We start from the raw sequence: 14,044 nt of genomic DNA, 5'->3' as shown, positions 1-14,044 counted from the left end.
TTTATTCAAAAAAATTAGTGATAAATTCACCCTTTGATTACTTTTGAATCTTATGTCTGAAGTTCAGCGAAAAAAATATACCGAAAAGGAAAAGAACCACATATTTGATCAGGAGTTTATGCCCCACATAGATTCCATGTACAACTTTGCCTATCGACTTACTTTTGATGAAGATGATGCCAAGGATTTGGTGCAGGATACCTATCTCAAAGCTTATCGGTTTATCAATTCATTTGAGCAGGGAACCAATGCTAAAGCCTGGCTTTTTAGGATTCTGAAAAATTCCTTTATCAATGATTACAGGAAGAAAAGTAAACAGCCTTCTAAAATTGATTATCAGGAAGTTGAAACTTATTACAACTCAGATGATGTTGATTATAGCAGTACTACGGATTTGAGAGTTGATGCTGTCAAAGACATGCTGGGTGATGAGATATCCAATGCCCTTAACAGTCTTGCCGTAGATTTTAGGACGGTTATCATTCTTTGTGACTTGGAAGGTTTTACCTATGAAGAGATGGCCAAGATATTGGATATACCAATAGGAACAGTGAGGTCAAGATTGCACAGAGCCAGGAACTTATTGAAAGATAAATTACGTTCCTATGCACAGACTATGGGTTATGATACCGACGAAGAAGAATAATAAGATTAAGATATTTTGCTAAATTAAGATTACTGATTATTAAAATGGATAACAATTCATCATCATCCGAAGGAAGAAAGCAGTCATGCGCTGATGTAAGCAAATGCTTTCAGCTTTTGGAAAGTATTTTGGACGGAGAACATATACCTAATTCAAAAGAGGTGCTTCAGGAAAAACTGGATAAATGCCAACCATGTTTCCAGCATTTTCATTTAGAGCAGGCCATCAGGGAAGTGCTAAAAACCAAATGCAGCAAGCAAGCAACTCCAAATGAACTGGTATTAAGGATCAGGGAGAAAATACAGGAAATTAAGTAGGATGTCTACCGGTAAGGCAATTATATTTTCCGCTCCTTCAGGTTCTGGTAAAACCACCATAGTCAGACATCTGCTGGGTAAATTTCCGAATTTGGGATTTTCCATCTCTGCATCTACAAGGGATAAAAGAGGGAGAACTGAAGAAAATGGCAAAGATTATTATTTTTTGACACCGGAAGAATTCAAGAAGAAAATCGATGAGGAGGCTTTTATTGAATGGGAGGAAGTTTATGAAGGTAATTTTTATGGTACTTTAAAAGAAGAAATACAAAGGCTTTGGGATGAAGGAAAACATGTTATTTTTGATGTAGATGTGAAGGGTGGGGTGAATCTTAAAAAATATTTTGGCGATAAAGCGCTTGCAATATATGTAAAAGTCCCCTCTTTGGAGGTATTGCATGAGCGGCTTAGAGATAGAGGGACTGAAACAGATGAAAGCCTTTCGAGAAGGTTGTTTAAAGCGAAGTTTGAATCCACCTTTGAAGATAAATTTGACGTGACCATTCTCAATGATGACATACAAAAATCATTTAAAGATGCAGAACAATTGGTCGGTGATTTTCTTTCCAAATAAACCCCTGTTTTACTTTGAAAATCGGCTTATTTTTCGGATCTTTTAATCCTATTCACATCGGGCATTTAATCATTGCCAATGTGATGCAGGATCAGACAGACCTGGATGAAGTGTGGTTTGTCGTAAGTCCGCAAAATCCCTTTAAGAAACAAAAATCTTTATTGCATGAATTTGATCGGCTAAAGATGGTAGAGCTCGCCATTGCCGATCATTTTTATTTTAGGGCTACCGATGTTGAGTTTCACATGCCCCGTCCAAGTTACACCATCGACACCTTGGCCTATCTTTCTGAAAAACACCCCCAACACCAATTTATTGTGATGATAGGAGGTGATAACCTTACCCATTTTCACAAATGGAAAAATCATGAGCAGATTTTGGAGCATTATGGTTTATATGTTTATCCTCGCCCGGGAGAACAACTGGTCTTTGAGCACTCTAATGTCCGCTTTGTTGAAGCTCCTCTGATGGATATCTCGGCCACTTTTATCCGTCAGACTATCAAAAGAGGTCATTCTGTGAAATATCTTTTACCCCAGCCAGTGGAAGAATATATCAAGGATAAGAAACTTTTTTTATAAAAGCTCTTATAAATCAATTGTTTAATTTACGATATTTATATTCTTTTAAACCTTTCATCTTTTATGAAACGCTTATGTGTGATTTTCCTTTTTTTATTGAATTTTTCCTGTGATGAAAAGGAAGTCCCAAAAGATATTGAGCCAATAGCAATTGAAGATAGAATGACCCTTGCAGAATTGAGTGAGGTAAGGGCTTTTTTGGATGTAGAACAAATTGGAGAGGATTTTGAGACAGGTTTTGTTTTTATGCTTGAATTAACGGATGATCCTGAGCCTAAATTTCTTCATGTAAGTAATGATGAATTGATTTGTGGTTTTCTGAATGATCAAATGGTATATGGAACAACCTTCAGTTCTAATTGTGCTAGAGCCGACTATTTTGAGCGCTATCTGTACGGTGGTTCTAAAGGAGGAAATTATCGAATGCATGTGACTATTAGCGGTAAAATAAAAGAGAAATTTGATTATGATCTTTTTTCCGGTAAACCATTTGTATTGGAAAACATCTTTAAGATTCCTTCCTGCCCAATTGTCTTTGAGGAAAAAGAAATGAGTCCAAACCTTGAAAATAATTTTTGGCAATTGCATGGGTTTATTGATGAAAATGGAGAAATACTGTCCTACCCCACCTGTGAAGACCCGAGAATTGGGATATACTTTTATGACACTTTATTATTAGGTACCCCAATAGAATTCCCTGAAGCAAAGACTTTTGAAGTCCAAACAGCCGCGAACACCCGTCCTTACCAACTTTTCTCTGTATATTCTATTGAAGGTGAAGGAAGAATAAGAATAAGCTTGGCAGTAAATTCAGGTTGGATGCCGCCCAGACCTCCCACAATTCCAACTGATAATTTTTACCGGTTGACTATGGAAATCAAAAATAAATATGACAGCCTCAACCTCATCCTAAGGGCTCCAAATGAAATAGAATATGCTATTGACGGGAATGTGCTTGAGCTTTACAACCCTGGAACTGGGGTGAGAGGAAGGTTTTTTATTCCTTGATATGCGTCCGATCGTCACATTTATTGTCCATGGTCAAATTAGCCGAAAGTCAAAATTGCTCAGGTTAATCAATGAAACCTTTGCGGGAGATTTTGTTGTAAAAGTAAAGCAGACCACTGAATTTCATCATGCCGATTTGCTGACAACCAAAGCGCTCGAAGAAGGGACCGATTTTTTGATTGCTGTCGGTGGAGATGGTACTGTCCATGAAGTAGTGAATGCTTACTTGAGCTTTGGTTTGCTTAAAGAAGTTCCTATTGGAATTATTCCGCACGGTCGTGGGAATGACTTTGTGAAAAGTCTCGGAATCCATCAAAACTTAAAAAGTCTGTTAAATGCTGTTCAAAAAAACCAACCCAAATCTATTGATGTGGGTTGGATGATGTTTTCTGATTCAGATAGGAATATCATCAACCGTTATTTTGTTAATATTTCTGACATTGGCCTTGGAGGACTGGCAGTCCAAATGATCAAAAACAGACCTAAATTCCTTTCCCCAAATATTTCCTATGCATGGGCAATTTTCAAATCCCTGATTTTCTACAAAAGTCAAAATGTGAAAATAATTACTCATGACTGGTCTTATGAAGGGAATGTCATGAGCCTATGTATGGCCAATGGAAAATATTTTGGAAGTGGTCTTTGTATAGCCCCTGAAGCGGAATTGGATGATGGCATTGCGGAAATTGTCATCATAGGGAATGTAGGTATTTGGGATTACCTGACCAAAATCTCGCAATTAAAAAGTGGGAAGAAAATCATTCATCCAAAAGTTTTTTATGGGAAGGCAAAAAAATGCAGCATAGAAAGCCAGGTTCCTATACCAATTGACATGGATGGGGAGTTTGTAGGTTATACTCCTTTAAAAATGGAAATGCTACAAAAGAAGGTAAAGATTTTGATCTGATATAAGAGTTAATCAGCATATTTCAAATTAGTCCTTCTTTACCTTGGGCAATCTCATAAAGCAGCTCCCTGGAACGGTGCAATTGTGCTTTAACAGTTCCCAATGGCTTATCCAGTTCTTGAGCTATTTCTTCATAGGATAACTCATCAAAATATCGTAATTGGACTAATTTTCGGTATTTGGCGGGTAGTTTGTCTACAAAAATCCTAACCATTTCAATCCGTTGGGATTTGATGAATTCATCCTGTGGGTTTTTATCATCATCCTCCACATCAATTGTTACTGAATTGCCTCCGTCATCACTCAAAGTGGTATTGAGACTCATTGTTTTCAGTTTTTTCTTCCGGATAAAGTCGATCGTGTTATTAGTAGCGATCCTAAAGAGCCATGTACTGAAAGTATAATCTTTTTTGAATTTATGGAGGTTTCTGAAAGCTTTGGCAAATGCCTCCATGGTCAGGTCCTCTGCATCATCTGCGTCCCTGATCATTTTGAGGATCATAAAATAAACAGCTTTTTTGTAGCGCTTCATCAAAGTAGCAAAAGCCTGTTGATCTTTATTGTTGACAGCTTTGTCAATCAGATCAAAATCCTCTAAAGCTTTGTTTGAAAATCCTCTTTCGTTTATTTCCATCTAACTTTTTTTGACTGGTACCCTAACGTGCCTAAAATCCAAAAGTAACCCAAATACATGACGTCGAAAAATCCTGTCCAAAACACTTTGGTTTCCCCCTCCAGTTTTTTTCTCGCCGATGTGAATACTGATGTCAGCAGTATGGATCGGACAATAATAATACCTAAAATAATTACAAATTGTTCCCAATTCTGCTCAATTCCCATTAAAGTGAGCAAAGAAATTCCAGTTAACCAAAATAAAAGGTGCGTAAATGAGTAAATCCCAATTTTCTGTTTATCCCCTGCTTTATAATATTTACCTGCGTGAAAATGTCTTTTCTTTTGGGTAAAGTAATCCTTCCAGGTTGTTTTCGGAGTAGAGAGGGTAATGCTATCCGGATCTACCACAACTGCAGTATTGTTTCCATCTGCATACATGTTGACAAAAAGGTCGTCATCTCCACAGTTAATATGCCATAGCCCTTTGAAGGCCTTTTTTTCCATAAAAAAACTCCTCCTATAACAAAGATTCCTGCCAACACCCATAAATGGTGCTTTCCATAATGCAAAGGAAATATATTGCAGTGCAGTCCATAAAGTTTCAAATTGAATCCAACTGTTTAAAAAACCATCATTTGAATTGTACTGGGAGTAACCTAAAGAAAATGTTTTGTTCGTTTCCCTTACCGGTGCTGTCATTAACCTTATCCATTTATCTGTTTTAGGAATACAATCTGCATCCGTCAACAATAGGACGTCATTTTTAGCAACTTTGATACCAAGTGTGAGTGCATATTTTTTGGAAGTAACATGTTCCGGAGTGTATTGAATGGTTACTGTTCTTAATTTTGGGTAAATGGTCATCATTTCTTCCAAAAGAAATCTTGTACCGTCGTGGGACCGGTCATTGACGATCATTACCTCATAATTAGGATAATCCTGATTGCATAAAGCAGGTATTAGTTTTTTGAGGTTTCCTTTTTCATTATGGGCCGCTACAATAACTGTTACCCCTTCATAGTTTAAAAGTGAAGGGCTTTTAGGGTTTTTATAAAAAAAGGAAATCCGTCCAAATAATACCACGATATAAAAAAGTTGCACAATAAGCGCAGTCAAAAATGTGATCCATAAAATATCGAATACCATTCCCTTTCCATTAACACACAAATATAAAATCAAATTGAGCATTCATTTAGAATATGCTTATATTTTTGTGTTTAGTTTGGGAGAAAAAAACGAAGAGGGTTCAAAACACCTCTTGATTTAATATTCGGGATGAAATTCAAATTAGAGAATATAGACAGTAAAAGCAAAGCCAGGGCAGGTACTATAAAAACTGACCATGGGGATATTGAGACCCCTATCTTTATGCCGGTAGGTACAGCAGGTTCTGTGAAAGCTGTTCATCAGAGAGAGCTTACCTATGATATCAAAGCGCAGATTATTTTAGGGAATACCTATCATTTATATTTAAGGCCGGGGCTGGATGTATTGGAGAAGGCAGGAGGACTACACCGGTTTAACGGTTGGTCCAAACCAATTCTGACTGACAGTGGGGGATATCAGGTTTTTTCTTTGGCTGAAAATAGGAAGCTAACGGAAGAAGGGGCTATTTTTAAGTCCCATATTGATGGCTCAAAGCATGTATTTACCCCTGAACGGGTCATGGATATCCAAAGGATTATTGGGGCTGACATCATCATGGCTTTTGATGAATGTCCGCCTTATCCCTGCGATTACACCTATGCCAGAAAATCCATGGAATTGACCCATCGATGGTTGAAACGATGCATTGACCGTTTTGATAATACAGAAAGTAAATATGGATACAGCCAGACTCTTTTTCCAATTGTCCAGGGGAGTGTATTTCCTGACTTAAGGAAACAATCCGCGGAATTTATTGCCTCCTGCGGCAGAGAAGGCAATGCTATAGGAGGCTTGTCTGTAGGTGAGCCGGTGGAAGAAATGTATGCCATGACAGAAATGGTAACAGATATTCTTCCCAAAGAAAAACCCAGGTATTTGATGGGTGTAGGGACCCCAGCTAACATCTTGGAGTGTATCGCTTTGGGTGTAGACATGTTTGATTGTGTTATGCCAACCCGAAATGCAAGGAACGGAATGTTGTTTACCTCAGAAGGAATCATTAATATCCGTAATGAGAAATGGAAGGATGATTTCAAACCAATAGATCCCCATATCAATTCCTATGTCAGTTCATTTTACTCAAAAGCCTATTTGAGGCATTTGACTATTTCGAAGGAAATATTGGCCGCTCAGATTGCAAGTATCCATAACTTGAGTTTTTATCTTTGGCTTGTTGGGCAAGCAAGGGAACACATCAAAGAAGGTGATTTTGCCAGCTGGAAAAACCAGATGGTTGAAAAAGTAAGCAGAAGATTATAACATGAAAATACTGGACAAACTGATTATCAAGGATTTTCTCAAGACCTATTTTTTTGTAGTGTTGATGCTGATCCTTATTGTCCTGGTGTTGGATTTTACCGAAAAAAATGATGCTTTTATCAGGAACAAAGTTCCTGCAAAGCATATTCTGGTTTATTTGGGTAACTATGGACTGTATCTCAACAACTTACTAACCCCTATCACCGTATTTATTTCCGTAATTTTTATTACATCCAAAATGGCAGGGAGAACTGAAATTATTGCCATTTTAAGCAGTGGAGTAAGTTTTGTAAGATTGCTTTTGCCTTATTTGATGGGAGCTTCCCTAATCGGGATTGCCAGTTTCTTACTAAATGGCTGGGTTTTGCCAGGCGCTACTGCAGGAGTTACGGAATTCAAATCCAGGTGGTTGGAAGAAAATAAATTCTACACTGAAAACAACATCCATATCAAAGTGGCTCCTGATGTTTATGCCTATATTTCCAGGTATTATACTTCTGGAAATACTGGATATAATTTCACCTTAGAGCAAATCAGGGATGGTGAACTCATTGCCAAACTTTCTGCAGACAGGATCGTGTGGGACACAGCTATTAATTCTTGGTCTGTAAAAAACTGGAGGTTACGGGAATTGAATGAAATGGGGGAGAAGTATACCGTAGGGGAATCTCTCGATACCCTGTTGTCCATTACACCTAATGATTTTGACCTTCCCACCAACCATCATGAAACACTGAAGTTGCCTGATCTGAAAAGGCAGATTCGGGTTTTGGAAGAAAGGGGAGCTGATAACGTCAATTATTACATCATCGAATTGTATGTCAGGTACATGTCGCCTTTTGCGGCCATCATTCTGACCTTTATTGGCGTAATTGTTTCTTCTCGCAAGACAAGGGGAGGATCTGGTTTTCAGATTGCCCTAGGATTTCTTTTAGCCTTTATCTATATCATCATGTTTTTACTTTCAAGGACTTTCGCTGAGGCAGGTACAGCTTATCCACTGCTGTCTGTCTGGATACCCAATTTTGTTTTTGCTCTGACCGGTCTATTGCTCTATAAAACTGTTCCAAGATAGTATGCATTCGGAAGCTTCTGTAAAGGATTATCTGGTACTCCACTTTATCGTTTTGATTTGGGGTTTCACAGCAGTTTTGGGTCTGCTGATCAGTATTCCGTCCATAGAAATTGTATTCTATAGAACCTTGATAGCCTCTTTGATTTTGGCTGGAATGTTTATTTATCAAAAGACATCTATCCGGGTTTCCCAACAAGAACTGATTAAAATTGTTGGAAACGGATTTATTATCTCTCTCCATTGGATACTCTTTTTTTGGGCCGCCAGGGTTTCCACTGCCTCTGTTTGCCTGGCAGGGATGGCGACCACATCCCTTTGGACTGCTCTTCTGGAGCCGTTGGCCAACAGAAATAAAATTAAGCCATTTGAACTGTTTTTGGGACTTTTGGTGATTGTAGGTTTATATGTGATTTTCAGATTTGAATTCGATTATTGGCTGGGGCTGCTGATGGCAGTTACATCTGCTTTCTTAAGTGCAGTCTTCACAGTCATTAACGGGCGATTTACCAAAAGACATAGTCCTTATATTTTGACTTTTTATGAAATGTTCGGAGCTTGTGTTTTTGCAGCACTACTTTTACCGCTATATGGATATTTTTTTGCACCGGAAGGTCTTCAGCTGATTCCATCTGCCATGGACTGGCTATGGTTATTATTATTGGCCGGTATTTGCACTGTTTATGCCTTTTCAGTTTCGGTGGAGCTGATGAGAAGAGTAAGTGCCTTTGCAGTAAATCTGACCATCAACCTTGAGCCTGTTTATGGGATTATCCTGGCTGTTTTGGTTTTTGGGGAAAAAGAAAAAATGACAGGAGGGTTTTACCTGGGAACCTTGATCATTTTGATTTCAGTGCTGATTTACCCCTTGTATAATTATTACCTGAGAAGGAAGGCAAGGGGGAATAATCTGTTGAGGGCTTGAGATGGGGTAATGAATATTTCAGCTCCATTTAATATCTGGAAGAATTCTACATATGTCTTAACAGTGTCCTGAGTTATTTTCTGACTTTACGGGAATTAAATCCTTTAAAGTTATGACTTTACGGGAATTAAATCCTTTAAAGTTATGACTTTACGGGAATTTTAATTTAAAATATCTTATCTTTGTCCATATAAACCTTTGATTAGATGAATTTTGAAAGAATCATCCAAGACTCCCTAGAAAAAAAAATTTTCTCGGGTAAAGCGATTGTCTTGCTTGGGCCTAGACAAGTAGGCAAGACTACGTTGGTAAGGGCTATTTTAAAAAAAAGGGATGAAAAGTTCCTTTACATGGATTGTGATGATCCGACAGTACAGGATATTCTTGAAAATGCAAATACTGAGACGTTGCGCACCATTATCTCAGATAATAAAATAGTATACATTGATGAGGCGCAGCGTGTCAGTAATATTGGATTAAAAGCGAAAATTATGGTGGATCAACTTAGCCATGTGCAATTGGTATTAAGTGGGTCTTCTGCTTTCGAATTGAATGAAAAGGTCCAAGAACCACTCACAGGAAGGAAATGGACTTTTCATTTATGGCCAATTTCGTGGCTTGAATATGAGAAGGAGGTAGGCTATTTGAAAGCAGAACAAAGTTTGGAAAACAGACTGGTGTATGGATTTTACCCAGACGTTATCAAGCAGTCTACTCAAGAGGTGGAAGTGCTTAAGGAATTGGCAGAAAGCTATCTCTACAAAGACGTTTTGATCTATGGGAATCTAAAAAAGCCTAAGCTGGTACAAAACATCCTTGAAGCCTTGGCTTTTCAAGTGGGCAACGAGGTGAAATATAAAGAATTGGGGGAGACGGTCGGTGCAGACCCGAAAACTGTCGCTTCTTACATCGATGTACTTGAAAAGGCGTTTGTGATTTTTAGTCTATCCTCCTACAGCAAAAACCTCAGGACCGAAATCAAAACAGCGAAGAAAATTTACTTTTATGATAATGGTATAAGAAATGCGATTATTAGAGATTTTACCCCATTAGCAGCGAGGCATGATGTGGGGGCTTTATGGGAAAATTTTCTGATAAGTGAACGCCTAAAAGTGAATTCATATACCAAAGGCTTGGCACAGACCTATTTTTGGAGAACCAAGCAGCAGCAAGAGATTGATTATGTAGAAGAACTAGCTGGACAGCTACATGCCTATGAATTCAAATGGAGTCCTAAGAGAAAAGTAAATTTCCCAAAGACCTTTACAGAATCGTATCAAAGTCAAAATAAGTTGATCAATAGGGAGAATTTCAGGGAATTTTTTGGTAGGTAACTCTTATTCCTCCATCTCAAATTCATTGAAAGGGTAAAATCTCAGTTCAAGGTTGTAATATCCTGAAGTGTCCCTAAAGCCAGTTGAAGTTCAGCCTTTGAAATTTCGCCGATTTTCTCAACCAGTCTTTCTTTGGAAATGGACCTGATATGGAAAATCATCATTTCCGAGGTTGCTTTTAGCCTATTTTGAACATTTGGTTTCAAGATAGGGTTGCCCTGATAGTTTTTAACTTTTGTTGTCAGAGGCACGGTGATTACAACCTTCAGGTATTTATTGAGGAGATTGCCGCTAATTATTACTACTGGTCTAAAACCTGCTTGCTCAGATCCCATAACAGGGTTTAGGTCCGCATACCAGATCTCACCTTGTTTCATCTTCCAACTGCTTAAAGTAAGCTTCCATTCCCTCTTCTGCCAAGGTCAGCATATCCTCGTCCTGACCTGCACTTTTGTAAGATTTGGCATAGGCTGCCCTTTTGAGATGATCCAGATAAAGGCTCAATGCCTTCTCTATCAGTTTGTTTTTGGGCATATCCAATTTTTTCGCGTAATCCGAAAGCTTTTGGACCAGTTCATCAGGTAGAGAAGTTGTGATTGTTGCCATTTTATATTTATTTATTGTAAATATAAAATGTAAATATTATCTATACAAGTCCTTCAAAGACAAAGTATTCCGATGGCCATACGCTCTTTGGTGGGATTTCATTAAACAATCCAAATACAGTGGATCCCGAACCGGACATTGCCGAATAATAAGCTCCCATCTCATACAGTTTGGCCTTGATTTCAGCTATTTCGGGATACTGAGGAAAGATGCTGGCTTCAAAGTCATTGACAAGCTTTTCTTTCCATGAACCCTTATCCTTCAATAGGGATTTTAAGTCTGTTTCCGGCTTCTTTGGGGATACTCCAGCATAAGCTTCCTTGGTGCCTACATGTACAGGAGGTTTGATGAGTAGTATATAGTCTCCTTTCAAATCCACATCTACAGGTTCCAAGATTTCACCTCTACCAGTAGCTATTTTGGGTTTGTTTTCAATAAAAAAGGGACAGTCACTGCCCAATTGAGCAGCATAATCCTCCAGGATAAAATCATCCAAATACAGGTCGAAAAGTTTGTTCATCAATGTCAGTGCAAAAGCACCATCTGCGGACCCCCCACCCAATCCTGCTCCCATTGGAATGTTTTTGTGTAAGTGAATGTGGACTTGGGGCAAATCACTGAAATCCTTTCTGATTAACTTCAGGGCTTTAAGAATAAGGTTGTCTTTTTCTTCTCCCGGGATGGCCAAACCACTGGTTTCAAATATGGTTTTATTTTCAATAACCATTTCCAACGCATCAAAGAGCGGAATAGGAACCATACAGGTTTCAATGTCATGGTAGCCATCCTTTCTTTTGGAAGTAATGTGAAGCCCTAGGTTAATTTTAGCATTAGGAAAACAGATCATGGGGAGTAATTGTAAAATTTATCATAAATATGGCAATAAAATCTTTAAGTGAATATTGTCTTTCGTTTACTTGATCCGATGTTTTTTTATTTAATCATTTGCTTAATAATTTTTAGATTGAAAAAAAATCAAAAAAAATAACATTCTGTTAGATAATGTTGAATTCGAAACAAAATTTTGACAAATCGTAGGATAAAGCTGATTTTTCTCAATGATTGCTTGTGTAGATGCTGTTTTTTAAAATAAAATATGTAAAAAAAATATTTTACATACACTTTAAATCTATTTCAAGGGTAAAAAATGAAATTAAATATTGTATCTATGGAATTAGAACGTTAATATTGTACTGAAATTAAAAAGAACCATAACCGCATGTTTGAGATAGTCACTCCTCTAAGCTTTATTATTCTCATTTGTAATAAATGAAGAGGCGCTCGACTATTTTAACAAACGACCATATAATGTTAAGTGCCTCAATAAATGGGGCACTTTTTTTATAAACCTATTTGACCAACCTAGAGTAACCATGAGTTTGAAAAAATACAGTTGGGAAATCAGCCAAAATGAAGAGCATCCCGCAGGAAAAGCAATGCTGTATGCTACAGGGATGACTGATAAACAGATGAACCAGCCATTTATAGGTGTAGCCAGTTGTGGGTATGAAAGCAACCCCTGCAATATGCACCTTAATGACTTTGCCGGTCTGATCAAAGAAGCCTCAAAGGCTCAAGGTCTGACCGGTTTGGTTTTTAATACCATTGGTATTTCAGATGGGATATCAATGGGTACAATGGGAATGCGGTATTCTCTCGTATCAAGGGAGATCATAGCAGATTCCATAGAATCCTTTATTGAAGGACACTCTTTTGATGGCTGTGTTGCCGTGGCTGGATGTGATAAAAACATGCCAGGGGCAATTATGGGTATGCTAAGGATCAACAGGCCTTCCATCATGGTATATGGAGGAACCATTAGATCCGGAAATTACAAAGGAGAAAAACTGAACATTGTTTCTGCATTTGAAGCTTATGGTAAAAGAATCAAAGGGGAAATGAGTGATGAGGATTATCAGGGGGTCATTCAAAATGCTTGCCCGGGAGCTGGTGCCTGTGGAGGTATGTATACTGCAAACACCATGTCTTCTGCCATTGAAGCTATGGGAATGTCCCTGCCATACAGCTCTTCAACTCCTGCTACAGCGGAAGAAAAAATCAAAGAATGCCAAGAGGTATCCAAATATCTTAAAATATTATTGGAAAAAGATATCAAGCCCAAAGATATCGTTACAAAGAAAAGTCTTGAAAATGCGGTCCGTGTGGCTGTAGCCTTGGGTGGAAGTACAAATGCAGTACTCCATATTCTGGCTATAGCAAAGACAGCTGGAGTAGACTTTACCTTGGAAGACTTCAAAAAAGTAAACCATGAAACCCCTCTTTTGGGTGATTTCAAGCCTTCAGGTAAATTTTTGATGGAAGATCTTTATGAACAGGGTGGATTGCCCGCATTCATGAAATATTTGTTAAATAATGGAATGCTTCATGGAGACTGCATGACGGTTACCGGAAAAACTGTAGCGGAAAACCTGGCAGACATTGCTCCTGTAGTACCATCTATGGTCAATGTAATCCATCCCATCGAGACCCCATTAAAAGAAACAGGGCACCTTTGTGTCCTCAAGGGTAACCTTGCGCCCGAAGGAGCTGTGGCCAAAATTTCAGGAAAAGAAGGAAAGTCCTTTACCGGTCCTGCCAGAGTATATGATTCAGAATTGGAAGCGAATGAAGGTATCAAGAACAAGGAAGTTCAGAAAGGGGAGGTAATCGTTATCAGGTATATTGGCCCCAAAGGAGGTCCTGGAATGCCTGAAATGTTAAAACCTACTTCCATGATAATAGGTGCAGGTTTGGGTTCGGATGTTGCCCTGATCACAGATGGAAGATTTTCCGGAGGTACCCACGGATTTGTAGTTGGACATGTGACACCTGAAGCATTTACAGGTGGGCCCATTGGCCTGGTAAAAGATGGGGATATGATTACCATTGATGCAGATTCTTTGACTTTAAGCTTTGAAATCAGTGAAGAGGAGTTGGCAGAAAGAAGGGGAAAATGGAAAAATAAAGATTTGAGTAGCCTTCAAGGAACTTTAAAGAAATACAACAAGCTGGTAGCTTCGGCATCCGAAGGATGTGTTACTGATAAATAATCG

At 38.3% G+C, this 14,044-nt stretch carries 16 protein-coding genes; 11 read left to right on the top strand and 5 right to left on the bottom strand.

The features are described from left to right. Window positions 1-52: 52 nt before the first annotated feature. The 6 genes from ACFSKV_RS12475 (at window position 53) to ACFSKV_RS12450 (ending at window position 4,033) form a co-directional block, all read left to right on the top strand. The gene (locus ACFSKV_RS12475) at window positions 53-646 is read left to right on the top strand and encodes a sigma-70 family RNA polymerase sigma factor (protein ID WP_380803167.1); all 594 of its coding nucleotides are present in this window, start codon (window positions 53-55) and stop codon (window positions 644-646) included. A gap of 44 nt (window positions 647-690) precedes the next feature. Next, complete coding sequence (locus ACFSKV_RS12470; RefSeq protein ID WP_380803164.1) at window positions 691-963, top strand: anti-sigma factor; 273 nt, start codon at window positions 691-693, stop codon at window positions 961-963. Between the two features lies 1 nt (window position 964). Next, the gene (gmk, locus tag ACFSKV_RS12465; protein WP_380803161.1) at window positions 965-1,537 is read left to right on the top strand and encodes a guanylate kinase; all 573 of its coding nucleotides are present in this window, start codon (window positions 965-967) and stop codon (window positions 1,535-1,537) included. A gap of 14 nt (window positions 1,538-1,551) precedes the next feature. After that, the gene (gene nadD, locus ACFSKV_RS12460; RefSeq protein WP_380803158.1) at window positions 1,552-2,118 is read left to right on the top strand and encodes a nicotinate (nicotinamide) nucleotide adenylyltransferase; all 567 of its coding nucleotides are present in this window, start codon (window positions 1,552-1,554) and stop codon (window positions 2,116-2,118) included. A 63-nt stretch (window positions 2,119-2,181) separates the two neighbouring features. Further along, a complete protein-coding gene (locus ACFSKV_RS12455; RefSeq protein WP_380803156.1) occupies window positions 2,182-3,126 on the top strand; it encodes a hypothetical protein in 945 nt (314 codons plus the stop codon). Between the two features lies 1 nt (window position 3,127). Further along, entirely contained in the window at window positions 3,128-4,033 is a 906-nt protein-coding gene (locus tag ACFSKV_RS12450; RefSeq protein ID WP_380803154.1) for a diacylglycerol/lipid kinase family protein, read from the top strand. A gap of 22 nt (window positions 4,034-4,055) precedes the next feature. On the opposite strand, the gene ACFSKV_RS12445 is transcribed toward ACFSKV_RS12450, so the two are convergent. Together ACFSKV_RS12445 and ACFSKV_RS12440 are read right to left on the bottom strand one after the other, a co-directional pair. After that, a complete protein-coding gene (locus tag ACFSKV_RS12445) occupies window positions 4,056-4,667 on the bottom strand; it encodes an RNA polymerase sigma factor (RefSeq protein WP_380803151.1) in 612 nt (203 codons plus the stop codon). Then, on the bottom strand, window positions 4,658-5,794 hold the full coding sequence (locus tag ACFSKV_RS12440; RefSeq protein ID WP_380803148.1) for a glycosyltransferase: 1,137 nt from the start codon (window positions 5,792-5,794) through the stop codon (window positions 4,658-4,660). Before ACFSKV_RS12440 ends, ACFSKV_RS12445 begins: the two co-directional genes overlap by 10 nt. A gap of 129 nt (window positions 5,795-5,923) precedes the next feature. Between ACFSKV_RS12440 and tgt the strand changes: the two genes are divergently transcribed. The 4 genes from tgt to ACFSKV_RS12420 all read left to right on the top strand — a co-directional run bounded on the left by tgt (window position 5,924) and on the right by ACFSKV_RS12420 (window position 10,385). Continuing rightward, entirely contained in the window at window positions 5,924-7,054 is a 1,131-nt protein-coding gene (tgt, locus tag ACFSKV_RS12435) for a tRNA guanosine(34) transglycosylase Tgt (protein ID WP_380803146.1), read from the top strand. 1 nt (window position 7,055) lies between these two features. Beyond that, window positions 7,056-8,129: an LptF/LptG family permease gene (locus tag ACFSKV_RS12430; RefSeq protein WP_380803144.1), complete on the top strand. Its 1,074-nt coding sequence runs from the start codon at window positions 7,056-7,058 to the stop codon at window positions 8,127-8,129. A 1-nt stretch (window position 8,130) separates the two neighbouring features. Further along, window positions 8,131-9,051 (top strand): DMT family transporter, encoded by a 921-nt coding sequence (locus ACFSKV_RS12425; protein WP_380803141.1) that lies wholly within the window; start codon window positions 8,131-8,133, stop codon window positions 9,049-9,051. 206 nt (window positions 9,052-9,257) lie between these two features. Then, window positions 9,258-10,385 (top strand): ATP-binding protein, encoded by a 1,128-nt coding sequence (locus tag ACFSKV_RS12420; protein ID WP_380803139.1) that lies wholly within the window; start codon window positions 9,258-9,260, stop codon window positions 10,383-10,385. A gap of 41 nt (window positions 10,386-10,426) precedes the next feature. Here ACFSKV_RS12420 and ACFSKV_RS12415 read toward each other — a convergent pair whose 3' ends face one another. The 3 genes from ACFSKV_RS12415 to ispE are packed head-to-tail and all read right to left on the bottom strand — an operon-like array spanning window position 10,427 to window position 11,838. Continuing rightward, on the bottom strand, window positions 10,427-10,762 hold the full coding sequence (locus tag ACFSKV_RS12415) for a type II toxin-antitoxin system PemK/MazF family toxin (RefSeq protein ID WP_380803137.1): 336 nt from the start codon (window positions 10,760-10,762) through the stop codon (window positions 10,427-10,429). After that, a complete protein-coding gene (locus ACFSKV_RS12410; protein WP_380803134.1) occupies window positions 10,749-10,991 on the bottom strand; it encodes a ribbon-helix-helix domain-containing protein in 243 nt (80 codons plus the stop codon). Before ACFSKV_RS12410 ends, ACFSKV_RS12415 begins: the two co-directional genes overlap by 14 nt. Before the next feature lie 40 nt (window positions 10,992-11,031). Then, window positions 11,032-11,838, bottom strand: coding sequence for a 4-(cytidine 5'-diphospho)-2-C-methyl-D-erythritol kinase (gene ispE / locus ACFSKV_RS12405; RefSeq protein ID WP_380803132.1), 807 nt, complete (start codon window positions 11,836-11,838; stop codon window positions 11,032-11,034). A gap of 526 nt (window positions 11,839-12,364) precedes the next feature. On the opposite strand from ispE, the gene ilvD reads away from it, so the two are divergent. After that, window positions 12,365-14,041, top strand: a complete 1,677-nt coding sequence (ilvD, locus tag ACFSKV_RS12400; protein ID WP_380803129.1) for a dihydroxy-acid dehydratase — start codon at window positions 12,365-12,367, stop codon at window positions 14,039-14,041. Window positions 14,042-14,044 lie beyond the last annotated feature (3 nt).

Origin of the sequence: Shivajiella indica, assembly GCF_042683085.1 — a bacterium.
Taxonomy (GTDB): domain Bacteria; phylum Bacteroidota; class Bacteroidia; order Cytophagales; family Cyclobacteriaceae; genus Shivajiella; species Shivajiella indica.
The sequence above is the reverse complement of the archived record's forward strand: the minus strand, read 5'-3'. Positions and strand labels throughout refer to the sequence as shown.

Bases quoted from the DNA above. Each gene is read 5' to 3' on its own strand.
- ACFSKV_RS12475 (WP_380803167.1), top strand. From the start codon at position 53: ATGTCTGAAGTTCAGCGAAAAAAATATACCGAAAAGGAAAAGAACCAC.
- ACFSKV_RS12470 (WP_380803164.1), top strand. From the start codon at position 691: ATGGATAACAATTCATCATCATCCGAAGGAAGAAAGCAGTCATGCGCT.
- gmk (WP_380803161.1), top strand. From the start codon at position 965: ATGTCTACCGGTAAGGCAATTATATTTTCCGCTCCTTCAGGTTCTGGT.
- ACFSKV_RS12455 (WP_380803156.1), top strand. From the start codon at position 2,182: ATGAAACGCTTATGTGTGATTTTCCTTTTTTTATTGAATTTTTCCTGT.
- ACFSKV_RS12450 (WP_380803154.1), top strand. From the start codon at position 3,128: ATGCGTCCGATCGTCACATTTATTGTCCATGGTCAAATTAGCCGAAAG.
- ACFSKV_RS12445 (WP_380803151.1), bottom strand. From the start codon at position 4,667: ATGGAAATAAACGAAAGAGGATTTTCAAACAAAGCTTTAGAGGATTTT.
- ACFSKV_RS12440 (WP_380803148.1), bottom strand. From the start codon at position 5,794: ATGGTATTCGATATTTTATGGATCACATTTTTGACTGCGCTTATTGTG.
- tgt (WP_380803146.1), top strand. From the start codon at position 5,924: ATGAAATTCAAATTAGAGAATATAGACAGTAAAAGCAAAGCCAGGGCA.
- ACFSKV_RS12430 (WP_380803144.1), top strand. From the start codon at position 7,056: ATGAAAATACTGGACAAACTGATTATCAAGGATTTTCTCAAGACCTAT.
- ACFSKV_RS12425 (WP_380803141.1), top strand. From the start codon at position 8,131: ATGCATTCGGAAGCTTCTGTAAAGGATTATCTGGTACTCCACTTTATC.
- ACFSKV_RS12420 (WP_380803139.1), top strand. From the start codon at position 9,258: ATGAATTTTGAAAGAATCATCCAAGACTCCCTAGAAAAAAAAATTTTC.
- ACFSKV_RS12415 (WP_380803137.1), bottom strand. From the start codon at position 10,762: ATGAAACAAGGTGAGATCTGGTATGCGGACCTAAACCCTGTTATGGGA.
- ACFSKV_RS12410 (WP_380803134.1), bottom strand. From the start codon at position 10,991: ATGGCAACAATCACAACTTCTCTACCTGATGAACTGGTCCAAAAGCTT.
- ispE (WP_380803132.1), bottom strand. From the start codon at position 11,838: ATGATCTGTTTTCCTAATGCTAAAATTAACCTAGGGCTTCACATTACT.
- ilvD (WP_380803129.1), top strand. From the start codon at position 12,365: ATGAGTTTGAAAAAATACAGTTGGGAAATCAGCCAAAATGAAGAGCAT.